Origin of the sequence: Thiomonas sp. X19, from assembly GCF_900089495.1 — a bacterium.
In the GTDB taxonomy this organism is placed as follows: Bacteria; Pseudomonadota; Gammaproteobacteria; order Burkholderiales; family Burkholderiaceae_C; genus Thiomonas_A.
The window spans coordinates 2824828-2848705 of the sequence record NZ_LT605203.1; the positions used below are offsets into that span (position 1 = coordinate 2824828).

At 66.6% G+C, this 23878-nt stretch carries 18 protein-coding genes and 1 other RNA gene; 10 read left to right on the forward strand and 9 right to left on the reverse strand.

The window, feature by feature from the left end; all coding sequences use genetic code 11:
- Positions 1 to 38: 38 nt before the first annotated feature.
- A complete protein-coding gene (dnaX, locus tag THIX_RS13535) occupies positions 39 to 1841 on the reverse strand; it encodes a DNA polymerase III subunit gamma/tau (protein ID WP_112486617.1) in 1803 nt (600 codons plus the stop codon).
- Between the two features lie 80 nt (positions 1842 to 1921).
- On the opposite strand from dnaX, the gene ffs reads away from it, so the two are divergent.
- Positions 1922 to 2020: signal recognition particle sRNA small type (gene ffs, locus THIX_RS13540), an RNA gene on the forward strand.
- Positions 2021 to 2203: 183 nt separating this feature from the next.
- The gene (locus tag THIX_RS13545; protein ID WP_158540892.1) at positions 2204 to 2929 is read left to right on the forward strand and encodes an SRPBCC family protein; all 726 of its coding nucleotides are present in this window, start codon (positions 2204 to 2206) and stop codon (positions 2927 to 2929) included.
- Here the strand turns inward: THIX_RS13545 and THIX_RS13550 are convergent.
- Positions 2892 to 6383, reverse strand: coding sequence for an exodeoxyribonuclease V subunit beta (locus THIX_RS13550; RefSeq protein WP_112486619.1), 3492 nt, complete (start codon positions 6381 to 6383; stop codon positions 2892 to 2894). The two genes, THIX_RS13545 and THIX_RS13550, sit on opposite strands and share 38 nt — an antisense overlap.
- Positions 6380 to 9415, reverse strand: coding sequence for a PD-(D/E)XK nuclease family protein (locus THIX_RS13555; RefSeq protein WP_112486620.1), 3036 nt, complete (start codon positions 9413 to 9415; stop codon positions 6380 to 6382). Before THIX_RS13555 ends, THIX_RS13550 begins: the two co-directional genes overlap by 4 nt.
- On the opposite strand from THIX_RS13555, the gene trxA reads away from it, so the two are divergent.
- From trxA to THIX_RS13580, 5 genes are all read left to right on the forward strand, one after another.
- Positions 9416 to 9742, forward strand: a complete 327-nt coding sequence (gene trxA, locus THIX_RS13560; RefSeq protein ID WP_112486621.1) for a thioredoxin TrxA — start codon at positions 9416 to 9418, stop codon at positions 9740 to 9742.
- A gap of 255 nt (positions 9743 to 9997) precedes the next feature.
- Positions 9998 to 11260 (forward strand): transcription termination factor Rho, encoded by a 1263-nt coding sequence (gene rho / locus THIX_RS13565; RefSeq protein ID WP_112486622.1) that lies wholly within the window; start codon positions 9998 to 10000, stop codon positions 11258 to 11260.
- A 163-nt stretch (positions 11261 to 11423) separates the two neighbouring features.
- The gene (locus THIX_RS13570; protein WP_112486623.1) at positions 11424 to 11690 is read left to right on the forward strand and encodes a type B 50S ribosomal protein L31; all 267 of its coding nucleotides are present in this window, start codon (positions 11424 to 11426) and stop codon (positions 11688 to 11690) included.
- 119 nt (positions 11691 to 11809) lie between these two features.
- Entirely contained in the window at positions 11810 to 13636 is a 1827-nt protein-coding gene (locus THIX_RS13575) for a hypothetical protein (protein WP_112486624.1), read from the forward strand.
- Entirely contained in the window at positions 13633 to 14982 is a 1350-nt protein-coding gene (locus tag THIX_RS13580) for an MATE family efflux transporter (protein WP_112486625.1), read from the forward strand. The genes THIX_RS13575 and THIX_RS13580 overlap by 4 nt, the downstream gene beginning before the upstream one ends.
- Before the next feature lie 65 nt (positions 14983 to 15047).
- Here the strand turns inward: THIX_RS13580 and THIX_RS13585 are convergent, their stop codons facing one another.
- From THIX_RS13585 to dapC, 6 genes are read right to left on the reverse strand one after another with little or no spacing between them, the layout of a single operon-like run.
- Positions 15048 to 17045, reverse strand: a complete 1998-nt coding sequence (locus THIX_RS13585; protein ID WP_112486626.1) for an ABC-F family ATP-binding cassette domain-containing protein — start codon at positions 17043 to 17045, stop codon at positions 15048 to 15050.
- Positions 17042 to 17959, reverse strand: coding sequence for a 50S ribosomal protein L3 N(5)-glutamine methyltransferase (prmB, locus tag THIX_RS13590; protein WP_112486627.1), 918 nt, complete (start codon positions 17957 to 17959; stop codon positions 17042 to 17044). The genes THIX_RS13585 and prmB overlap by 4 nt, the downstream gene beginning before the upstream one ends.
- Positions 17956 to 19110, reverse strand: coding sequence for a succinyl-diaminopimelate desuccinylase (dapE, locus tag THIX_RS13595; protein ID WP_112486628.1), 1155 nt, complete (start codon positions 19108 to 19110; stop codon positions 17956 to 17958). The genes prmB and dapE overlap by 4 nt, the downstream gene beginning before the upstream one ends.
- A gap of 13 nt (positions 19111 to 19123) precedes the next feature.
- On the reverse strand, positions 19124 to 20278 hold the full coding sequence (locus THIX_RS13600; RefSeq protein ID WP_112486629.1) for a PilT/PilU family type 4a pilus ATPase: 1155 nt from the start codon (positions 20276 to 20278) through the stop codon (positions 19124 to 19126).
- A gap of 53 nt (positions 20279 to 20331) precedes the next feature.
- Positions 20332 to 21153 carry a 2,3,4,5-tetrahydropyridine-2,6-dicarboxylate N-succinyltransferase gene (gene dapD, locus THIX_RS13605; RefSeq protein WP_112486630.1) on the reverse strand — a complete coding sequence of 274 codons (822 nt, stop codon included), beginning with the start codon at positions 21151 to 21153 and terminating at the stop codon, positions 20332 to 20334.
- A gap of 39 nt (positions 21154 to 21192) precedes the next feature.
- Positions 21193 to 22380 (reverse strand): succinyldiaminopimelate transaminase, encoded by a 1188-nt coding sequence (gene dapC, locus THIX_RS13610; RefSeq protein WP_112486631.1) that lies wholly within the window; start codon positions 22378 to 22380, stop codon positions 21193 to 21195.
- 211 nt (positions 22381 to 22591) lie between these two features.
- Here dapC and THIX_RS13615 point away from each other — a divergent pair, with 211 nt between their 5' ends.
- Genes THIX_RS13615 through THIX_RS13625 form a run of 3 tightly spaced genes read left to right on the forward strand, consistent with a single transcriptional unit; the run spans position 22592 to position 23869 of the window.
- On the forward strand, positions 22592 to 23155 hold the full coding sequence (locus tag THIX_RS13615; protein WP_233224558.1) for an RNA polymerase sigma factor: 564 nt from the start codon (positions 22592 to 22594) through the stop codon (positions 23153 to 23155).
- Positions 23156 to 23166: 11 nt separating this feature from the next.
- On the forward strand, positions 23167 to 23598 hold the full coding sequence (locus tag THIX_RS13620) for a hypothetical protein (RefSeq protein ID WP_112486633.1): 432 nt from the start codon (positions 23167 to 23169) through the stop codon (positions 23596 to 23598).
- 13 nt (positions 23599 to 23611) lie between these two features.
- Positions 23612 to 23869 (forward strand): DUF3106 domain-containing protein, encoded by a 258-nt coding sequence (locus tag THIX_RS13625; RefSeq protein WP_158540893.1) that lies wholly within the window; start codon positions 23612 to 23614, stop codon positions 23867 to 23869.
- Positions 23870 to 23878: the final 9 nt, after the last annotated feature.

Below are 23878 nucleotides of genomic sequence, written 5' to 3' on the forward strand. Positions count from 1 at the left end.
ATGTGGAAGGGGATGGCGGGAATGGAACGACAGCGGGTTCAGGCGTCGAGCGGGCGCACCGAACCGGGCACGATCTGCGCGCCCAGGTCTTCCATCAACTGTCGCACCAGCGGATCGGCGGCAATGGTGGACTCGGCCTCTTGCTGCCGCTGTGCCCGAGCGGCGGCGGCACGCAGGCTGGCGCTGTCGCGCACCGCGCCCACCTCGATCTGCAAGCTGATGGGCCGGCCCACGGTCGCGCTCAACACGGCCTGGAGTTTGTCCAGCGCGCCGGCGCGGGTGAATTGTTCGCTGGGCACACGCAGGCTCCAGCAGTCGCCCTCGGCGCCCATCCACTGGCTTTGCAACGCGAGGCTGCGCGCCAGGGCGACGACTTCCAGGCGCTGGGCCAGGCTGGGCCAATCGACCTCGGGACCCGGGAACGGTGCACTCGAGGCGTCGGCAAGCGCCGGAGCAGAGCTTGTGGGCGGCTCAGCCGCTGGCAGCGCAGCCGTTGCAAGCGGCGTGTACGACGCCTGCGTTTCGGCGACGGCGTGCACGGTGCTGGTCGCCTCAGCATGTGCGTCAGCCTTGGGAGGCGTGACGGAGTCGATCGTGACGATATCGGCGGCATACGCCGGTTTGGCGGCAAGAGCAGCCGAGGGTGCAGCTGTTGCGGCAGTTGACTGACGGTCCGCTCTTGCCTCTGCAGCCGAACGGCTCTGGTCGCCCTGTCCGATGGCAAGGTTGGTGCCCTGGGTGCCCACCGGCGCGAAGGCCAGCAGACGCAGCAGCACCATGCAAAAACCGGCATGCTCGTCCGGCGCCAGCGCCAACTCGCCCCGGCCATGCAACACCATGCTGTAGGCCAGTTGCACGAGTTCCGGGCTCAAGGCCGCGGCCAATTCGCGCAGCGCAGCGCCATCGGGGTCTGCGGCATCCAGCGCCTGTGGCACCACTTGCACCACGGCAATGCGCTGCAGCAGCGAGGCCAGTTCCTCCAGCGCGGCGGGGAAGGACAACCCGCGTGCATCCATGTCGTCAGCCAGTTGCAGCAAGACGGCACCGTCAGCGGCAGCCAGGGCGCGCAGCAGGTCGAACAGATAGCCGGCGTCCACCGCACCCAGCATCTGCCGCACAGCCTCGGTGGTGATGCTGCCGGCGCTGTAGGCGATGGCCTGGTCGGTGAGTGACAGGGCATCGCGCATCGAGCCATGCGCGGCGCGGCCGATGGCCTGCAGCGCCTGCGGTTCGCAAGCCACGCCTTCCGCCTGCAGCACCTGCTGCAGATGTCCGGCAATGGCCGCCGGCGGCATGGACTTGAGGCTGAACTGCAGGCAACGGCTGAGCACCGTGACCGGCACCTTCTGCGGATCGGTGGTGGCGAGCACGAACTTCACCGACTCGGGCGGCTCTTCCAGCGTTTTCAACATGGCGTTGAACGCGTGGTTGGAGAGCATGTGCACTTCGTCGATCATGTAGACCTTGAAGCGCCCCGAGGTGGGTTTGTAGACGGCCTGCTCCAGCAGCCGGGTCATGTCGTCCACGCCGCGGTTCGAGGCGGCGTCGAGCTCGATGTAGTCGACAAAGCGGCCAGCGTCGATCTCGGTGCAGGCCTGGCAGACGCCACAGGGTTCTGCCGTGATGCCGCCCTGCCCGTCCGCCCCGGTGCAATTGAGCGACTTCGCCAGGATGCGCGCAATGGTGGTTTTGCCCACGCCACGCGTGCCGGTGAAGAGGTAGGCATGGTGCAGGCGGCGTTGTTCCAGCGCATGGGTCAGGGCACGCACCACATGGTCCTGGCCGACCAGGGTGGAGAAGGTTTTAGGGCGCCATTTCCGCGCCAGCACGGTACTGGACATGCAGCGGATTGTAGGGGGCGAAAACCCGTCCGGGCATGGGCAAGGGCAGGCCATCGACCGGCCCGCCTACAATGCTGGTTGACGGGCCGCCCCGCATTGTGGCGCGGTGAACCTGGTCAGGCCGGGAACGGAGCAGCCACAGCCGTTTACTGCAAGTGCCGGGGGAACGGCTCGTCAACCTCCCCTCCCCATTTCGCCATGACGCCCCACCCGGGCGTCGTCGTCCCGTGCGCGCTGAGCTGGGCGAAAAGCCGAGCACAATGCGGCGTATGCAACGCATCCACCCGCTTCTGCCTGACGAGGCCCCGTCGTGGGTGCCGCGGACCTTGGCCGTTGCTCTGTGCTGCCTTGCATCGGCCCGCATGCCGGTTGATGCGGCAACGCTGCCCGCAACGCCCGCCGCTTCCGGCCCCGCCGGGGCGCTGGCGCCGGCTCTAAGCGCGCCCGCGCTGCTTCAGGCACCCGCGTCCGAAGCCATTCCCGCATCGTCAACCGCCTTGGCTGCCGCTTCGCGTTGCCGCGCCACATTGCAGCAGCACCCCTTGCAACTGCGGCTCGAACCCGCTGCGCTGCCGAAACACTTCGATATGGCCGTGCGCTTTTTTGCGCCCGTGCCGGTGCAGATGGCCTGGCAAGCCATGACCGATTACAACGCGATGGCCAGCTACATACCTGGCATGGAACGCAGCGAAGTGCTGGCGGCCGATGGCGACAGCCTGCGGGTGCTGCAGGTGGGGCGCGGCGGCATCGAGCCCTTTCGGCCGACGCTGCGCAGCACGCTGGACATCACCTTGCGCGGGCATGTGGCAACGTGGTTCACAATCCACGGCAATCTCGATTCGCAAGGTCGCGCCGGGGTGAGAGCGCAGGCTGGCGGCAGCGCGGTGCACTACACCGCCCAACTGCACCCGCGCACCTGGCTGCCGCCGTTGTTGGGACCGTGGCTCATGCGCAAGCAGCTGCAGCAGCAGATGACGGCACTGCGCGAGCGCATGTGCGTGCTGCTGGGCGAGCCGGATGCCAGCAAGGCGGGTGCTCCAGCCGCGGCCTCTACGCGCTCCGAGGCGACTCAGGCCGCGGCGCGTTGATGGCCTCGGGCACCTGCCATTCCAGCACCGAGCCATCGCCCGCAATCAGGGCCACCCGCACCCGCTTGCCGGGACGCAGGCTGGCGCAGGCCTGGGCATAGCGGGCGAGGATGGGAGCGTAGTGTTCGGTTTGCAGGCTGCTGGCCGCGAGCTTGTAGTCCAGCACCCAAACGGCGTCATCGAGTTCGACCAGGCGGTCGATGTGCCCCCAGCCGGGCTCGCCTCCGGCCTGTGCATTCCACGCAACCTCCACCTCATTACGCGCCCAGCGAATGTGCGCCGCATCGAAGTACATGCTGGCCTGCGGCGAGCGCACGATGCGCAGGGCCGCGTGAATGGCAGCCTGCGCCTCGCCCGCGTCCAGCCCGAGCTGCAGGGCGACGCCTGGCGCATCCAGGGCCTCGATCACGGCACCGGGCCGGGCCGTGGCGCTGGCGGACTGCAGCAAGGCATGCAGGGCAATGCCGATGCGAGTGGCGCGCATGTCAGCCTGGGGGGGATTGGCCGGGCTTGCCGCTGGCGCGGTTTGCGGCCTGCTCAACCAGGGGATCTCGACGGGCATCGTCGGCGAAGTGGCTGGGGCCTGCGGCTCGATGGCGCCCTGCCCCGCGCCATCCGGCAGCTTGGGAAACGCATCGGCCACGGCGGCTGGAGTTGCACCCGCCCCCACGGCCAGGCGCTGGCTCCACTGTGCCTGGCCGCGCATCGGCAAGCTGGTGACCCAGAGCTGTTGGCGGGCGCGGGTCATGGCCACATAAAGCAGGTTCCAGTCTTCGCGCTCGGCTGCATCCAGCTCGGCTTGTACCAACCGCCGCTGGGCCGGATGCAGGCGCTTGGACGAAAGTTGCAAGGAAAAATGCAGCGGATGCGTCTGCTCGGCCGGCCAATGCAACAGCACCGAAGGGCCGTTAGCGGCAGGACGGGAGTCGGCATCGGCCAGGATGACGATATTGGCCTCCAGGCCCTTCGCGCCGTGGATGGTCGACAGGCGGACCACGTCATGGGGAAACGCCGGGCCGCCCCAGGTATCCCCATCCCCATCGGGGGACGGCTGCTGCGCAGCATTGGCCTGGGGATACGCTCCAACGTGCAGTTCGGGCAGAGGCGCCCGAGCCAGGCCGCGCTTGAGCTTGCGCACGAAGGCGTAGGGGGTGAGGAAGCGGCCACCGTCCATGTCCAGCGCGAGATGCACAAAGGCGTCGATCTGCGCCAGGCTCTGCGCCCGCATGGTTGCCGGCACGGCCTGGGCATAGCGTTGGCGCAGTTGGCCCTCGGCGACGATGCGGTCGAGCAGGTCATGCGGCGGCAGGCTGCCGAGCAGGGTCATCCAGCCCTCGGCCAGGGTCATGAAGCGGCGCAGCGCGGGCATGGCCGCGTCGCGCTCGGCCAGGGTTTGCGCCGCCTGCCACCAGCTCTGCCGGGTTTCGCGCGCGCAGCGGGCCAGCGCGAGCAAATCGTCATCCACCAGTCCGCCGATGGGCGACTTGAGCACCTGCGCCAGGTCCAGATTGCCGCCGGGCGACACCAGCACGCTCAGCAAAGCCAGCAGATCCTGGGCTTCGATGGTGTCGAGCAGACTGGCCTCGCTGTCGCCCGCTGCGGCGGGAATGCCGGCCGCAAGCAAGGCGCGCAGGTACAGGTCCATGCGATCCTTGCGCTTGCGCAGCAGCAGCAACACATCGCCCGGCCTGGCTGGGCGCAGTCGGCCATGGGCGTCTTCCACGCAGGGGCGCTGCATCAGCTCGCGCAACAGTGCGGCCACGCGCTGGGCGTCGTGCTCGACCTTGTCGATCTCGGCATCCACGTCGGGCTCGGTCAGAGTGTCGCGCACGCGCGGGGCGGTTTCCATGAACTGTGCCGGCGTGGCGGCAGCCGTCGCTTCACCTTCCGTTGCGGGCGCGGGCAGCAAGGCGGTATGGCCCTGCACCCGGCTCTCGGTCGTGTGCGCGATGAAGGCTATGGTGGGGGCCTGGGCGAACACCGCATTGACCCAATCCAGCACGGCGAGCGACAGCCTGCGGGTGTGCTGCGCCGAGAGCAGCACGGCACCAAAGCCCTGGCGCAGAAAGCTGGCCGCGGCCTCGAACACCTGCGGGTCGGCGCGGCGAAAGCGGTAAATCGACTGCTTGTCGTCGCCAACGATGAACACCGAGGGGCGCTGCGCGTCGCCGGCATAGGCCGAGAGCCACGCCTGCAGGGCCTGCCACTGCACCGGGTTGGTGTCCTGGAATTCGTCGATCAGCACCTGGCGGTATCGGCGGTCGAGCCGGGTCTGCACCCAGGCCGAGACATCGGCATCGGCCAGCAAGGTGCGGGCGTGCAACTCCAGGTCGCTGAAGTCGAGCAGGCCGCGCTCGGCCTTGAACTGCTCGTAGCAGCCCAGCAGTTCCGCCCCGAGGCGCAAGGCCCAGGCGTGGATGGTTTCGATGTCGAGCGCGTCGTGCGCCTGCACCACGCCCAGGCAGTCGCTCGCCAGCGTGTCCCAGCGGCCCACGGGGTCGCCTTCCAGGCCAAGCCTGAGGATTTCGAGCTGCACCGCCCTGGTCGCCAGATTGCGCGCCGAGCGCGGCTCGCCCTGGGCCGTGAGCATGACCTTGCGCAGCAAAGCCCCCACCTGTTGCGCGTCGCTCGCGTCGAGCGCGGCCTGCAGATGGAGCAGCGCTTCGCGCGCATGCGCGCCGCCACATGCGCCCCAGGCTTGCGCCCACAGCCGCAATTCGGCCAGGTTGCGCGTGCGCCAGGCCGGCCAGCTTTCGGGCTCGGGCGCGTCCAGCCCTTGCGCCAGGGTGCCGGCTTGGGCGGCGAGCATGAATTCGCCGCGCCGCTGCACCACCAACTCCATCAGTTGAGCCGCCGTGCTGCGTCCGGTTCGAGCCACCAGGGCGCGGTAGTCGGCACGCATCTCCGGCTCGGCTTGCAGCTTGTCGAACAGCCTGCGCCAGGCTTGCTGCACCCAGGGCTTCTCGTTCTCGATCAACTCGAAATGCAGCGGAATGCCGAAGCGCAAGGGCGCGGCGCGCAGCAGTTGCGCAAACCAGCCGTGAAACGTGGAGACCGTGGCCTGCGTGCCGCCAGCGAGCACCGTGGGATAAAGCGCCCGTGCCCGCTGCAGCAATGCGGCGTCGGCACGCGGCAGGCCGCGACGCGCCAACTCGTCGGCCAGCGCCCGGTCGTCGAGCTGGTTCCAGTGCTGCAGCAACTCCAGCAGGCGCTGCTGCATTTCAGCCGCGGCCTTGCGGGTGAAGGTGATGGCCAGCACGTCCTGCGGGGCGTAGCCGTCCAGCAGGCAGCGCGCCAGCCGCGCCACCAGCAGCCAGGTCTTGCCGGCACCGGCGCAGGCGCGCACCACCACGCAGGCGGCTGGGTCGCAGGCCAGGCGCACATAGGTTTCGGGCGTGACCGGCGCGGCCTGGTCCTGGCCCGGGAGTTGTGCGGCGTAAGCGGGGGCGCTCATGCACGCTCGCCCTGCGTGGACTGCGAGCGTGCGGATTGTGGCGACGGCCGATGGTCACGCCGGCACAGCCCGCGTGCTTCGCAGTGATCGCATAGGGGCGGCTCGCCAAGCGCAGGCATGGCCTGGCCTGTGCACAGCGCGCGCCAGTCGCGGCGCATCTGCGCCAACAGTTGCGCCGATTGCTCGCGCAAGTCATCAGGCGCCCATGGCAGTTCGGTCGCGGCATCGGTGTGCTCGGGATCGCGCCGTTCCGAGACCACCAGATAGCCGGCAGCGATGCGCGCAGGGCTGGCATCCGCAGGCTGTCGGGAGCCGGCATCCGGCGCATCGGCACCCAGCAGCAGCGCGTAACACAACAGTTGGGTGTCTTCGGCGTAGCGTTTCATGCGCGACTTCAGCGCCTGCGGGTCGCCGGTCTTGTAGTCGAGGGCGTAACGCTCGGCACCCCGCCGGTCGATGCGGTCGATCCGGCCTTCGAGCCACAACGCGTCACCTTCGCTGGTCGCGTCGTCTGCCGGGTCGGCTTCGATGCCGATCACCCGACGCAGGCTCTGCTCCTCGCCCTGCGCCTCCCAGCCCCGCGCTCGCCAGGCCTGCAACCAGTCGAGATAGTTGTCGCGCACGGCGGGCCAGACGGCGGCAAAAGGCTCGGCCAGCGCGCCGGCGCTGCTCCAGGCTTCGGCCGCGATGCGGTCGAGCAAGTCACGATTGGTCGGCAAGTCCAGCCCCGGCTGCTGCTGGTGGAATTGCTCCAGGATGCGGTGCAGCGTGTTGCCGAAATCGCGCTTGGAGAAGTCGGGCAATAGATCTTCGTCCTCGGCCAGGCGCAGGATCCGGCGGGCGAAAAAGCGGTAAGGGCAGGCGCGCAAATCGGCGTAGGCGCTGGGTGACCAGCGGGAAGGAATGTCGGCCGGAGCCGCCGGGTGAGCCTGCGGCGCGGCTGCCTCGGTGGGAACTCGCTGCGGCTCGACTCCCAGTGTTTGCAAGTCAGCCATGGACAGCTCGGGCATGGCGGAAATATATGGCGCCTGGCCAAAACGGCCCATGGCCCAGCGCCACAATTCCAGCAAGGGACTGGGTCCTGGATGGTCGGGGCGTGGCGACGCTTCGAACACGACAAGGCACCGGCAACCGAGCACGAGTTTGACGGCCAGTTGAACCGCCTGGGTGCGACGCTCCCCACGGGTCGGCAGGCCCAACTGATTGCAGGCTTGGTCGCCCAACCCGCCCGGCGCATCCGGCCAGGCGGGGAGATTGCCAGCATCCGCACCGGCCAGGATGCACAAGTCCCAGGGGCGCAGCAAGGCGTCGCGCAAGGCCAGCACGTGAACGGCCGGCTCGCCCTCGGCCGCATCGGGCTCGGGACGAAACACGGCGGCTTCCAGTGTCAGGCGCAGCCAGGCGAGATAGTCGTTCTGCTGCAGATGGACGGCGTGGGCCGTGCTCGGGTCTTGCGCTTGCGCCTGCAGCAGAGCCAGGATTTGGGCTCCCGCAGCGTCCTGGCTCCAGGCCTGCGCCAAGCCCAGGCTGTGCAAGGTTTGCAACAAGGCATCGGCCCATCCTGCGACCGGGTGTTTGCCCGGTTTGCGCATGCGGCGCATGCATTCCCCAAGCCAGTCGAGCACGCGCTGGTGCCGCCCGGCCGCCGGGCTTTCTTGCTGCAAGGCCCAGGCGCGCCAGGCGCGTGCGTCGAGCAGGCGTGCGGCGCGCACATCCACCTCGATCGCCTCCAGTTCCTTCGCCTCCAGGCCTGCGGCAGCGGCGACGCCGGGCTGCTTGAGCAAGTCGAGCTTGGCATCGCTGCCGGCCTGCGCATCGAGCACTTCGAACACAGCTTCCAGGCTGGCCGCTGCGCGCGTGGTGGAGAGCAGCCAGCCAGCTTCGTCGCGCACCGGCAAACCAACGCGTGCGAGCAAGGCGTTCACGCGGCGCGCGAGGCGCCGGTCGAGCGCGATCAGGGCCATGCGCGACTGCGGCAACGCTGCCCGTTGACGCAGGACCAGCCCGACGGTGGCCTGCGCCTGCTCTTCCAGCTTGCTGCCCGTACCACACAGCAAGCGCTGCGCCAACAAGCGCGCCATGCGCGGCGGCAAGGAACAGCTTGCTGCGCCGAGCGAAGCTGTGCGCTGCTGATCGCGCAAGTGGTTCGGCAACTGCGTGCCGTTCGAATCTTCACCACGCGACAAGCTCGCGTGGGCCGCCGGAAAACAGCCGCTGGCACGCGCCAGCGCCGGGCCAAAACCCCGGCCGAAACCGGCTTGCAGACACAGCAACGGCAAACCCCGCGCCTGTGCCAGCTGCATCAGGCGGCGCAGGCGCGGTTCTGGCTCCTCCGCCAGCACCAGCACCAGGGCGCCGCGCTGGGCCGCGCACCAGGCATCGAGTTGCGCGGCGTCGTTCCACCAGGCGGCGGCCGGCATCTCCTGCAAGGCCATGCGCAGCATCCAGCCGCCGTCATCCGGGCTGGATGCTGCCTCGGCGACGACGCCATGGTCGCTTGCCATGTGGTTTTCGGCTGACGCACCTGCTGTGATGGGCGCCATCTGGGCGAGTGGCGCCCATCGTTCGCGTAACTGCAAGACGTCGCGAGCCAGGGCCAGGCGGCTACCAAGCTGCGCGGCGGCGTAGGCCTTGGGCAAATGGCCCTCGGCCTGCCAGCGCTGGGCCAGGGCAAGGGCCTGCAGCTCGAGGTTCTCTGCCCCGCTCCCCGACGGACCTGCCTGTTGCAAGCGCTGAAGCGTCAGGATCTGGCTCAAGGTCAGCAACTGGGGCAGGACCGATGCAGTTGGAGCCAGGCCGAGCCAGGCGGAGCGGAACAGTCCTTGGTGCATCGCCTGGGGAAGTATGACGGTCAAATCAATCGACGAAATGCTGATCTGTCGCAACCACAACCCAATTTGGCGAGCCGCGTTCTGCCAGAAATGTGAATTCGGGGTTAAATAGAGGCCATTGGCCGGCTCTGGCCCGTCAATCGACTTGTGCAATGGCCGCGCCTCGCTGTCCGTGTCGGCGCCTTCTGATCTGGAATTCATATGAGCGATCTCATCAAACAAACAACCGACGCGTCTTTCGACATCGACGTTCTCAAATCCACGACCCCCGTGTTGATCGATTACTGGGCCGAATGGTGCGGCCCCTGCCGCATGGTGGCGCCCATCCTCGACGAAATCGCCGGTGAGTACCAGGGCCGCCTGAACATCATGAAAGTGAACGTGGATGAGAACCGTAGCATCCCGGCGAAATATGGCATCCGCGGCATTCCCACCTTGATGCTGTTCAAGAATGGTGAAGTGGCTGCGACCAAGGTTGGTGCCCTGTCGAAGTCACAACTGACAACCTTCCTGGACGCGAATATATAATTGCGTTTCATGGCATGGGGCAGACATCTCTGCCCCATGCCTTTGCAAGACGCGAGTAACCCGCATCCATTGGGTTGCTCCGGCGCTAAGAGCGCCCGATGCACCGTTTTCCGTGCTGCATCCCCCCAACTTTTTTTCTTCTAGCGTTGCCACGAGCGCCTGCACAGGGCCGATGATCGGAATCCGATTGTCACGTCCCTGCCACACAGCCCCCGGTCCGGCGCACACCTCTCCCCTCTTGCCTCGCCCCCTGCCATGCACCTGTCCGACCTCAAAGCGATGCACGTCTCCCAGTTGCTCGAAATGGCGACCGGCCTGGAGATCGAGAACGCCAGCCGACTGCGCAAGCAGGAACTGATGTTCGCCATCCTCAAGCGCCGTGCACGCACGGGCGAACAAATCTTCGGCGACGGCGTGATGGAGGTTCTGCCGGACGGCTTCGGTTTCCTGCGCGCCCCGGAGTCGAACTATCTCGGCTCCCCCGACGACATCTACATCTCCCCGAGCCAGATCCGCCGCTTCAACCTGCACACCGGCGATTCCATCGAGGGCGAGGTGCGGGTGCCCAAGGACGGTGAGCGCTATTTCGCCCTGGTGAAGGTCGACCGCGTCAACGGCGTGACCCCGGAGGAAAACAAGAACAAGATCATGTTCGAGAACTTGACGCCGCTGTTCCCCACGGAACACCTCAAGCTCGAACGCGACATCAAGGCCGAGGAGAACATCATCGGCCGCGTCATCGACATCATCGCCCCCATCGGCAAGGGCCAGCGCGGCCTGCTGGTGGCGCCGCCCAAGAGCGGCAAGACGGTGATGCTGCAGTCCATCGCCCACTCCATCACCGCCAACCACCCGGAGGCCGTGCTCATCGTGCTGCTGATCGACGAGCGTCCGGAAGAGGTGACCGAAATGCAGCGCTCGGTCAAGGGCGAGGTCATCAGTTCCACCTTCGACGAGCCGGCGCTGCGCCACGTGCAAGTGGCCGAGATGGTGATCGAGAAAGCCAAGCGCCTGGTGGAACTGAAAAAGGATGTGGTCATCCTGCTGGACTCCATCACCCGCCTGGCGCGCGCCTACAACACCGTGGTTCCCGCCTCCGGCAAGGTGCTCACCGGCGGCGTCGACGCCAACGCCCTGCAACGTCCCAAGCGCTTCTTCGGCGCCGCGCGCAACATCGAGGAAGGCGGCTCGCTGACCATCATCGGCACCGCTCTGACCGACACCGGCAGCCGTATGGACGAGGTGATCTACGAGGAGTTCAAGGGCACCGGCAATATGGAAATCCACCTCGAGCGCCGCTTGGCGGAAAAACGGGTGTATCCGGCCATCCTGCTCAACCGCTCCGGCACCCGCCGCGAAGAATTGCTGCTCAAATCCGACATCCTGCAAAAGGCGTGGATTCTGCGCAAACTGCTCTACCCGATGGACGAGATCGAGGCGATGGAGTTCCTGCTCGAAAAAATGAAGCAGACCAAGAACAACGCCGAGTTCTTCGACATGATGCGCCGGGGCGGGTGAAGCATTTGCCGCCGGTCTTCAGCCCGACTCGTGTCCGCCGCGACGATCTGCTTTGGCATCAAGCCAAATTCATGAAATAATTGCGCTTTTGGTTAAGTACAGCGGACACGCATCCTCCTTTGTTGTCTGCGCTGCGGCTGACCTCACTTTTGGACCCACCCCCATGAAACCTGGAATCCACCCCGCATACCGCGACGTCTGCTTCGTCGATCTGTCGAACGGCAGCAAGTTCGTCATCCCCTCCACCGCGCAAACCCGCGAAACCGTGAAGATGGACGACGGCCGTGAATTGCCGCTGTTCAAGCTCGACACCTCGTCCGAGTCGCACCCTTTCTACACCGGCACGCAAAAGAGCGTCGACGCCCTGGGTGGTCGCGTGGACAAGTTCCGTCAAAAATTCGCGCGTGCGGCTGCCGCCGCGAAGAAGTAAACCTTCGACACGCTGCTGACGGGTCGCATGGCGACGCGTTGCGCATCCACGAAACGGGCAGCCTGGCTGCCCGTTTTTATTGAGCAAACTCGCCAACAACGCCTTTCCTGGCCAGGACCATGAGCTCGCCCAACACCACCCCAGGCCAGGGGAAATCGCCAGCACGCCCCGTGGTCTCGGCCGAAGCCGTCGCCAGACTGCCGCGCTGGCCGCTGTGGCTGTTGTGCGCGGCTTACGTGCTGCCGGGTTTCGTCGGCCGCGACCCCTGGAAAGGGGACGGCCTGAGTTTCGGCGTGATGTGGCAAATCGCGCAGGGCCAATCGAGTTGGCTGGCACCCAGCCTCTATGGCCAGCCTGTCGGCGGTGGCTGGCTCCCCTACTGGCTGGGGGCCGCCAGCATTCGCGGCCTCGGGCCGTGGATCGGCACCATTGCCGCCAGCCGCCTGCCTTTCATCATTCTGCTTGGCCTCGTCTTGGTGCAAACCTGGTACGCCGCCTATCATTTCGCGCAACGCGAGGCGGCACAACCGGTCCAGCCTGCTTTTGCCGCGGCCATTTCCAGGCGCAACTATGCCCGCGCCATGGCCGACGGTGCTTTGCTCAGCCTCGTGGCCTGCCTGGGCCTGCTGGCCCGGGGCCACGAAACCATTCCCGAACTGGTGCAACTCACCGGCTTCACCGGGGGGATGTTGGCTCTTTCACTCCTGCCCACCCGGGCGGTTTTGGCCTCCGTGGCCCTGTTCTTCGGTTTGCTATCGCTCGCGGCAAGCGGAGCACCCTGGCTCGCCCTGCTCACGACGCTGACCGTCACCTTGCTCATGCTGAAGCTGGGCTCGCGCAAGGAAAACCTGGAAGTTCTTCGTAACCCTCTCGCAGCCACTGCACAGCAGGCTCCTGAACCCGGTCTCAAACAGTGGCCCATCCTTGGTTTCGCCCTGGCCTGCGGTGCGACTTTCGCGCTCGGCGTCCTGGTTTTGCTACACGGACAATCCGTGGCGCACTGGCCCAGCATGGCGGCCTTCCAGCATTTTCTCGGCACCTTCGCCTGGTTCGTCTGGCCAGCGTGGCCGCTGGCTGCATGGGCCGTGTGGCGTTGGCGCGAATCGCTCGGGGAATGGCATGTGCTCGCGCCGCTGGCACTGCTGGTGCTGGCCACCCTTGCCGCCTTGCTGGCCCCGGGCAATGCGGCAACGCTGGTACTGGTTCTGCCACCGGCGGCAGCGCTGGCGGCTCTCGCCTTGCCGGTGATGCGCCGTGGCAGCATGGCGGCGTTGGACTGGTTCTCGCTCATGTTTTTCAGCTTGCTCGCCCTTGTGGTCTGGGTCTTGTGGCTGGCCATGCTCACAGGGTTTCCCGCCAAGCCGGCTGCCAATATCGCCCGGCTCGCCCCAGGCTTCATCGCCCATTTTTCCTGGCTGCCAGCCTTGCTGGCTCTGCTCGCCACGGCGGGCTGGGCTGCTCTGGTGGCATGGCGCGCCGGGCGGCACCGCCATCCGCTTTGGAAAGGCATGGTGCTGTCCGCCGGAGGCGTGACCCTGGTGTGGGTCCTGGTGGGGTTGCTCTGGCTGCCGGTGCTGAACTACGCCAGCACCTACCGCCCACTCGGCGCGCAACTGGCAAGCCGGTTGCGCGCCGAGCATCAGCCTGGCCTGCCTGCTCCTTGTGTGCAAACCCTGGGCTTGAGTTTGCCGCAGCAAGCGCTGATGGGCTATTTCAGTCGTGTAGCCCTCGTTCCGGGCCTGCGCGGTGGCCGCTGCCCCTACGTCCTCATCGCACCGCCAGCGCACAACGCACCAGCCTCGGACACACGCCCCATGGCGGCCAACGCACAGGCCGAGCAACAGACGCTGCGACGGGCCGAACGGGGCGTGCTGGTGTGGAGCGGGCACCGCCCCGGCGAACCTGACGAGCGCTTGAACCTGTACCGCAGATCGAGCGCCGAATGAAGGCGGTTGTGCCGCTGCTGCGGCTGACTGCGGGCGTGCTGATGGGCCAGCTCGCCATCATTGGTTTCGGCGTTGCCGATACGGTCATGCTCGGCCGCTATGCCAACACCGCCAACCTGGCGACCTTGTCGCTCGGGCAGGCCATCTACATCACCCTGTATGTCGCGCTTTCGGGCGTCACCCAGGCCTTGCTTCCGGCGCTGGGCCGAGCGTATGGAGCGGGGTCGCCGCAGCAGGTCGGCTCGGCCTTTCGCCAGGGACTGTGGCTGTCCGCCGGGCTTTGCCTCGCGGGCATGGTGCTGCTGCTGTGGCCCGACCCCCTGCTGTCCTTGACCGGGCAGTCGCACGACCCCGCGGTCGATCGCTATCTGCGAATCCTGGCGCTGGGCCTGCCCGCGGCGCTGATGTTTCGCATCCACGCCGCCCTCAGTCAGGCGATCTCCAGGCCCATGCTCGTCACCCTGCTGCAACTCGGCGGGCTGCTGCTGAAGCTCGCGTTCAACGCCCTTTTCCTGCTGCCCGCCAGCTTTGGCCTGCATGCCTTGCCGGCCCTCGGGGCCACCGGTTGCGCCCTGGCAACCGTCATCACCCAATGGCTGCTGCTCGGCATTGCCCTGCTGCAACATCGCCACAGCCGCGTGCTGCGGCCGTTCGAGGCCTTGCGACATTGGGAATGGCCCTCATGGGCGCAACAAGGCCCGTTGTTGCGCCTGGGTGGCCCCATCGGCCTGAGCCTGCTGGTGGAAGTTTCGGCCTTCACGTTCATGGCGCTGTTCATTGCGCGCATGGGCGACACCGAACTGGCGGGACATCAGATCGCGGCCAATTTCGCCACCGTGCTGTACATGTTGCCGCTGTCGGTCTCCATCGCCGCCGGCTCCCTGGTGGCGCAGCAACTGGGGGCCGGTCATGAGGCCGCGGCGCGGCACGCGGCCTGGGGTGGCGTGGGGCTGGCGGCGCTGTTGTCGATGAGCCTGGGCGCCGTGGTCTGGTTCGAGCGCGCGAGCATCGTGGCCTGGTACACGCCGGATGCGGCGGTGCAGGCTGTGGCCTATCACCTCTTCCTCTTCATCGCTGCTTACCAGTTGTTCGACGCGGTGCAGGCTTGCAGCGCCTTCGTGCTGCGCTCGTATCACATCGCGGTGCTGCCCAGTGCTCTCTATGCCCTGTCGTTGTGGGGGGTGGGTCTGGGCGGTGGCTATGGGCTGGCGTTCAACACCCTGGGGTTCAGCCCGCCGGCGCTGCAAGGCGCGGCTGGTTTCTGGATGGGGAATACGACCGGGCTGGCCTTGGCGGCAGGCAGCTTTGCCTGGCTGTTGTGGCGTACGGCGCGCAAGCCGTCGTGACGCCTGCGGCGCCAGGCTGCGACCTCATCACGCTTTCAAGTCTGCCATCTTGCCCCGTTTCCACCTCAGGCCTGCAGCGCCTCGATGGCCTGGGCGATGTCCAGCCAACGCTCTTCGCATTGCGCGAGGCGCTCGGCCACCTGTTTGAGGCGCTTGCCCTGCTCGACACGCTCGGTCGCCTGCGTCGTCGCTTGCGACAGGCTGCGTTCCAGACTGGCCTGCTCGGTTTCAAGTGCACGCATCTCGGCTTCGATACGGTTTTGCTCGCTCTTCAGCGGCTTGGCCTGCTGCGCCAGCTGCTGACGCGACTGCGCCGCATGGCGACGCTGGTCCTTGCGGGTCCCCTGGGCAGACTCAGGCTCCGTTGCCGCGTTGCCATCCGTGTTGTTGGCCATGCTGTCGGTTGCGTTGCTGGCTGCACCGCCGGCCCCGTTCGCACCCCTGCCAGGAGCCTGCGCGCGGTCACGCATGCGGGCGCGCGCACGCTCCAGCACCCAGCGCTGGTAGTCGTCGAGGTCGCCCTCGAAGGTCTGCACGGTGCCATCGGCCACCAGCCAGTAGTCGTCGCAGGCGGCGCGCAACAAAGCGCGGTCGTGCGACACCAGCAGCATGGCGCCGCCGAATTCCTGCAGGGCCAGGGTCAGCGCTTCGCGCGTGGCGAGGTCCAGGTGGTTGGTCGGCTCGTCGAGCAGCAGCACATTGGGGCGCTGCCACACCAGCAGCGCGAGCAGCAATCGCGCCTTCTCGCCACCCGACATCGAGCCCACATTCTGCTCGGCCATGTCGCCACTGAACTGGAAGCGGCCCAGCCAGTTGCGCCAGTCCTGCGTGGTGGTCTGCGGCTGGGTCTGCTTGGCCAGGCGCGCGAGGTGCTGCATGGGTGATTCGTCCGGGCGCAGCACGTCCATCTCCTGCTGGGCGTAGTAGCCCACCACCACATCGACCCCCGGCTGCGCCTTGCCGGCCAGCGCCGGCAGCAATCCCGCCAGGGTTTTGACCAGGGTGGACTTGCCCTGCCCGTTGGCACCCAGCACGCCGATGCGCGCGCCGGCAAGGATGTCACGTTCCACGCCCCGCAAGATGGGCTGGCCTGGCGCGTAGCCGCAGTCCACCCCGCGCAGCCGCAGCAGTTGTTGCGGCTGGCGCGCGGGTTTGAGGAAGTCGAAACGCAGGGGGTTGCTCAGCATCACCGGGGCCAGGCGCTCCATGCGCTCCAGCGCCTTGAGCCGGCTTTGCGCCTGCTTTGCCTTGGTCGCCTGGGCGCGGAAACGATCGACGAAGCGCGTGAGATGGGCGATGTCTTGCTGCTGCCGGTTATAGGCCTGCGACTGCTGCGTCAACTGCTGGGCGCGACGTTCCTCGAAGTCGGTGTAGCCGCCAGCGAAGCGCTGCAGTTTGCCGTGCTCGAGTTGTACGGTGACACGGGTTGCCGCGTCGAGAAATTCGCGGTCGTGGGAGATGACGATCATGGTGCCGGCGTAGCGCGACAGCCAGTTCTCCAGCCACACCAGGGCGTCGAGGTCGAGATGGTTGGTGGGCTCGTCCAGCAGCATGCAATCGCTGGGCTGAAACAAGGCCTGGGCCAGGGCCAGACGCATGCGCCAGCCGCCGGAGAAGTCGCGCACCGGTTGTTGCAATTCCTGGGGGGCGAAGCCCAGGCCCAGCAACAAGGCCTCGGCGCGAGCGGTGGCGGTGTAGCCGTCGGCCAGTTCGAGCGCCTCGGCGGCTGCGGCCAGGGCCATGCCATCATGCACGGCTTCGGCGGCGCGCATCGCGGCGTTGGCTGCCTGCAAGGCGGCATCGGCCTGGCAGACGAAATCGGTGGCCGGCAGATCCGAATCCGGCGCGTTCTGCGCGACGGAGGCCACCCGCCAGTGGGCGGGGAAATCGAGGCTGCCGCCGTCTTCATGCAACTGGCCGAGCAGCAGCGCGAACAGTGACGATTTGCCGGCACCGTTCGCGCCAACCAGGCCGACCTTCTCACCGGGGTGAATGGTGAGGTCGGCGCTGTCCAGCACCACTTTGGCGGCGCGGCGCAGGGTGAGGGCTTGCAGGCGAATCATGCCGGGCTGCGCAAGGCCGCGGCCTCGACCAGGAACACGGCATCGTCGCCGCCACTGGTGGACAACCAGACCACGGGAAGGCGCGGGAAAGCCGCCTCGAAATGCGCGCGTTCGTTGCCAATCTCGACCACCAGCACGCCTTCCGGCGCGAGACGCGAACGCGCGTCGGTGAGCAGGCGGCGCACCAGGTCCATGCCGTCGGCACCACCGGCCAGGGCGAGTTCCGGTTCGTGGCGGTATTCCTGCGGCAGCGTCTGCATGCTCTGGGCATTGACGTAGGGCGGATTGCACAACATCAGCTCCAGCCCCGGCCCACGCTCACTGCCGGGCAAGGCGTTCAACAAGTCGGATTGCAGCAGTTGCACGCGGTCCTGCAAGGCATGCAGCGCGACGTTGGCCCGCGCCACGTCGAGCGCATCCGGCGAGATGTCGGCGCCGAGCACCTGGGCCTCGGACCAGCGCTGCGCGGCGAGGATGGCGAGACAGCCGCTGCCGGTGCAGATGTCGGCAATGCGCCGAGGCTCCGCAGGTAGCCAGGGATCCAGCCCGTCCTGCAGCAGTTCGGCGATGAAGGAGCGCGGCACGATCACGCGTTCGTCGACGAGGAAGCGCTCGCCCTGCAGCCAGGCTTCGCCGAGCAGATAGGCGACGGGTTTGCGCGTGGCGATGCGCTGGCCAAGCAGGGCGTCGAAGCGCGCGAGGGCATCGGCAGGCACTTCGCGCTGCAGCAAGGCGTCGAACGCCGCGAAGCCGTCCATCAGCGGCCAGCCCAGGGCGTGGATCAACAGCCAGGCGGCTTCGTCCTCGGCCGTCGCGGCGCCATGGCCGAAGTGCAAACCGGCGGTCTGGAGTTCGTGCGCTGCACGTTGCCACACCGCGCCGAAGCGCGGCGTGGCCGGGTGCCCTTTGTTCACGCCACCAAAGCCTCGAGGGTGCGCCGGTAGATGGCGGCCAGCGGATCGAGGAAGCGCAGTTCCACATGCTCGTCGATCTGGTGGATGCTGGCGTTGGGCGGTCCGAACTCGACCACCTGCGGACAGATCTTGGCGATGAAGCGCGCGTCGGACGTGCCGCCTGTCGTGGACAGTTCGGCATGCTGCCCGGTTTCAGCCGCAATGGCGGCCTGCAAGGCAGCCGACAAGCTGCCAGGCCGGGTGAGGAAGGGCTCGCCGCCCAGGGTCCAGTCGAGTGTGTAGTTCAGGCCATGGCGGTCGAGCACGGCGTGCACACGGTCCTTGAGGGATTGCGGCGTGGCTTCGGTGGAGAAGCGGAAGTTGAAGTCCAGCGTCAGGCCGCCGGGGATGACGTTGGTGGCGCCGGTGCCGGCGCGGATATTGGACATCTGCCAACTGGTCGGCGGGAAATGGGCGTTGCCGGCATCCCACTGCATGGCGGCGAGCTCGGCCAGTGCGGGTGCGGCCAGATGGATGGGGTTTTGCGCCAGATGCGGGTAGGCAATATGCCCTTGCACGCCATGCACGCTGAGGTGCCCTGAGAGCGAACCGCGCCGGCCGTTCTTGATCGTGTCGCCCAGGGTGGAAACAGACGTGGGTTCGCCGACGATGCACCAGTCGAGCCGCTGGCCGCGTTGTTGCAAGGCCTCGCACACGCGCACCGTGCCGTCGCGCGCCGGGCCTTCCTCGTCGCTGGTGAGCAGGAAGGCGATCGAGCCCTGCGGCTGCGGCTGCGCCGCGAGCAAGCCTTCAACCGCAACCACCATCGCCGCCAGCGATGTTTTCATGTCAGCGGCGCCACGGCCATAGAGCTTGCCGTCACGCTCGGTGGGAATGAAGGGGTCGCTGTGCCATTGCTCCAGCGGCCCGGTGGGCACCACATCGGTATGGCCGGCGAAGGCCAGCACCGGCGCATCCGCCCCGCCCTGCCCCGGGCGCAGCGCCCAAAGGTTGCGCACGCGGAATTCGTCTGGCCCGGCCTCGATGAACTCGCAGGCAAAGCCAAGGGGGCGCAGGCGCTCGGCCAGCAACTCCTGGCAGCCACCGTCGGCAGGCGTGACGGAATGGCGCGCAATCAAGGCTTCGGCGAGTTTGCGGGTGGGAGATGTCATGCGCGGGAAAACCTCAGTTGGCACCGAGGTCGAGCGAGATTTCGCGGAACGAGGGCTCATCCGAATCGAGCATGGCGTTGGCTGGCAGCGAGCTGGTCGGGCGGTTGGAAAAATCGTTCTGCAAGCGCCACATCAGGTTGGTGGGGGAGTCGGCATAGGCCAGCGCCTCATCACGTGAAACCTGGCCTTCCACCACCATGCGCGCCAGACACTGCTCGAAAGTCTGCGAGCCTTCGGCCATGGTTTTTTCCATGGTGTCCTTGATGGTCGAAAAATCGCCTTTGGCGATGAGTTCGCGGATCAGCGGCGTGTTCAGCATCACCTCCACCGCCGGAGTCAGGCCGCCAGCCGTGGCCCGTAGCAGGCGCTGAGACACCACCGCGCGCAGGCCGGCGGACAAATCGGACAGCAGCGCGGGGCGCATGTCCAGCGGGTAAAAGCCGAGGATGCGATTGAGCGCCTGATAGCTGTTGTTGGCGTGCAGGGTGCTGAGGCACAAATGGCCGGAGAGCGCGTAGTTCAACGCCGCGGTCATGGTTTCGGTGTCACGAATTTCACCGATCATGATGCAGTCGGGTGCTTGGCGCAGCGCGTTCTTCAAGCCAACGGAAAGGCTCTTGGCGTCGATGCCGACCTCGCGCTGATTGACGATGGACTTCTTGTTCTTGAACAGGAACTCGATCGGCTCCTCCAGCGTGAGAATGTGGCCGGTCATGCGCGCATTGCGGTGGTCCAGCATGGCCGCCAGGCTCGTGCTCTTGCCCGAGCCAGTCGAGCCCACCATCAGGATCAAGCCATGCTTTTCCATCACCAGGTCGGCCATCACCCCGGGAAGATTCAAGCTCTCCAGTGGCGGAATATCGCTCGGGATGTAGCGGATCACCATGGCCACGCTGCCGCGCTGGATGAAGGCGCTCAGGCGGAAGCTGCCGATGCCGGTGCGCGACATTCCGATATTGAGCTCGCCCTCATCCTGCAATTGCTGCTGGCGTTTGGCATCGACGATTTCGGCCAGCAGTTTGGGCGGATCTTCCGGGGTGAGCACCTGGCGGTTGATGGCCACGGCCTGGCCGCTGATGCGGATGAGAATGGGAGCATGCGGACTGATGTAGATGTCCGAAGCTTTTTTCTCGGCCATGAGCTTGAACAGGCGTTCCATCGTCGACATGTCTTTCTCCCCCTGGTTGGTGGTGCGCGGCAGCGCCGGGTCGGCCTTGCGGCTCAGTCGCGCAGCAATTCGTTGATGGCCGTCTTGGCGCGGGTCTGGGCATCCACGCGCTTGACGATGACGGCGCAATACAGGCTGTATTTGCCGTCGGCGCTCGGCAGGTTGCCCGACACCACGACCGAGCCCTCGGGAATGCGGCCGTAATGCACCTCGCCGGTGGCGCGGTCGTAGATTTTGGTGGACTTGCCGATATACACGCCCATGGAGATGACGCAGTTGTCTTCAACGATGACGCCTTCCACCACTTCCGAGCGCGCCCCGATGAAGCAGTTGTCGCCGATGATGGTGGGGTTGGCCTGCACCGGCTCCAGCACGCCGCCGATGCCGACGCCGCCCGACAGATGCACGTTCTTGCCGATCTGCGCGCACGAGCCGACGGTGGACCAGGTATCGACCATGGTGCCGCTGTCCACATAGGCGCCGATGTTGACGTAGGACGGCATCAGCACCACGCCGGGCGCCAGATAGCTGCCATGCCGCGCCACGGCCGGCGGCACCACGCGCACGCCGGCTGCGCGCATCTCCTCTTCACCCAGGCGGCTGAATTTGATTTGCACCTTGTCGAAAAAATGCAGGTCGCCGCAGCGCATCATGGTGTTGTCGGTGAGGCGAAAACTCAGCAGCACGGCCTTCTTCAGCCATTGGTGCGTCACCCATTCGCCTTCGACTTTCTGAGCCACGCGCAAACGCCCGGCGTTGAGTTCGTCGAGCACATGCTCGACCGCCTGACGCAGTTCAGCCGGCGCTGCGGCGGGACTCAGTTGGGCGCGGTTGTCCCAAGCCTGATCAATGAGGGTCTGGAGTTGTGTGGTCATGGTGTGGATGGCTGGGGCTGGCAAGACTGGAAGCAACACTCAAAGGCTGCGGGCGTAGGCGGCGATGCGCTCGGCGGCTTCGACGCAGGCGTCGATTTCAGCCACCAGGGCCAGGCGGATGCGCCGGCTGCCCGGATTGTGGCCGTCCTGCTCGCGGGCCAGAAGGCTGCCGGGCAAAACCGTGCAATTGTAGTTTTGGAGCAAGCCGATGGCGAATTCGACATCGTCGTTCGGCGTCTTGGCCCACAGATAAAAACCGGCGTCGGGCTGACGCACATCCAGCACGGGCTGCAGGATGGGTAAAACCCGGGCGAACTTGTCGCGATACAGGCGCCGGTTTGCCTGCACATGCACCTCATCGTTCCATGCGGCGATGCTGGCCGCCTGCACTGCCGGCCCCATGGCGCTGCCGTGGTAGGTGCGGTATTGCAGAAAGGCCTTGAGAATATGGGCGTCGCCGGCGACGAAACCGGAGCGCAGCCCAGGCACGTTGGAGCGCTTGGACAGCGAGGTGAACATCACCAGCCGGCGAAAATCGGTGCGGCCCAGTTGCACCGCGGCTTCCAGCCCGCCCAGAGGCGCTGCATCGCCGAACCAGATTTCGGAGTAGCACTCGTCGCTGGCAATGACGAAACCATGCCGGTCGGACAGCGCGAACAAACGCTCCCATTCCTCCAGGGGCATGACGGCCCCGGTAGGGTTGCCCGGGGAGCAGACATACAGCAGCTGGGTGCGTTGCCACACCTGCTCGGGCACGGCGTCCCAGTTCACCGCGAAATTGCGCGCCGCATCCACCGGGGCGAAATGGCAATGCGCCCCGGCCAGCAGCGCCGCGCCCTCGTAAATTTGGTAAAAGGGATTGGGGCTGACCACGGTGGCTTGCTCCCGCGCAGGGTCCAGCACCACCTGCGCCAGCGCGAACAGCGCCTCGCGCGAACCATTCACCGGCAGCACCTGCGTGGCAGCGTCGAGCGCCGCGCCATAGCGCCGGCTGGCCCAGGCTGCGCAAGCCTGGCGCAATTCCGCGCTGCCAGCCGTGGCCGGGTAGTGCGCCAGGCCGTCCAGATGATCGACCAGGGCCTGCTTGATGAGGTCCGGCGTTGGATGCCGGGGCTCGCCGATGCCGAGACTGATGGGCGCGTAAGCAGGATTGGGACGTACGCCCGCCGTCAAGGCGCGCAGTTTCTCGAAGGGATAGGGCTGGAGTCGGCTGAGCAGGGGATTCACGGCGGCAAGTCAGAGTGATTGCCCATTCTAGGGAGGCCGGCCGGGTCAGGAGTTCGGATTCAGCGCCGGCAAATTGTTACAAAAAAACTTGCGCATGCTGTCCTGAAAAGCCGCCCATTTCGCGTTGTTGCAGCGAGGAAACCGCGTTGAATCGTCCGCAGCCACCGCACACTATGCTATGTCACATGCATTCACACTTACGCTTGACGACGTGAGCCAGGAACCTGCGCTCGACCGCTTCTGCCTGGAGGTGCGCCCGCGCGCGCTGCGGCTGGCGCTGCTGGAAACGGCGGGCAATTCGCATTTGGCCGCCGACTTGGTGCAGGACAGCCTGGCCAAACTGGTGAGCAATTACCGTGACAAACCTGCCGAGGAATGGGCACCGCTGTTCTACAGCATTCTGCGCAACCGCATCACCGACTGGCACCGGCGCAAGAAAATCGAGAAGGTGTTCGATTTTTTCTTTGCCAGCGACGATGACGATGAAAGCGCGCCGGCACCGTGGGAAAGCCTGGCCGACCCAGGCCCGGGCCCTGACCACCAACTCGGCAACCTGCAGCTTGCCGGTCGGATTGCCGACGCCATCGGCAAGCTCAGCGCGCGCCAGCGCGAGGCTTTCATGTTGCGCGAGATGGAGGGCCTGTCGATCGCCGACACGGCAAAAGCCATGCATGTGAGCGAAGGCAGCGTGAAAACCCATCACTTACGCGCCCTGACCCGCCTGCGCAATGTGCTGCAGAGTGATAATCCATTAACCGGGGGAATTTCATCGTGAACGGTGACGCCATGAACACCAACACATCCATCACAACGGCCGAAATCGACCGTTGGCGCGCTGGCCTGCTCGATGCCGAGCAGTCGCGTGTCGTGCAGGAGGCTTTGCGGTCCAATGAATCGCTGGCTGCCGAGGCCCAGTTCGGTGCGCGGCTGGCGGCCGGGCTTGCACCTTTGCCGCAGTTGGCGGCACGTCGCACGCAGGCCAAGCAAGCACGGCGCTTGCGCTGGCCGCGGGTGATGGCGGCGGGTTTCGTCACCGCGTCTCTGGCGATCTTCACGCTGGCTGCGCTGCCGCTGCTGTCCAGCCATACGCAAACGCCCTTGCAGCCCATCATGCTCAACGCGCAAACCGCCGACGCCGTGCAGCACATGGACTTCTATGAATGGCTGGCCACCCATCCCCAGGCCATGCAGGACGCACGCCATGCCAACCCCGCCTGATTCGGGCCGCACCATGCAAGGTCGATTCCCACGTCGCGTCCTCTGGCTCGCCCTGGCACTGATCGGCCTGACCGCCGCTACGCCTGCCATGGCGAACCGGGAACGTCAGGGCGAGGAACGCGGACCGCAATGGAACCAGCGCATGCAGCAATGGGAGCGCCTGCCACCCGAGCGCCGCCAGCGCATCCTGCAGGAGCAGCAGCGCTACCAGAGACTGCCGCCCGAGGAACAACAACGGCTGCGGCAGCAGTACCAGCAGCAACAGCGCTGAGCGCGCTCA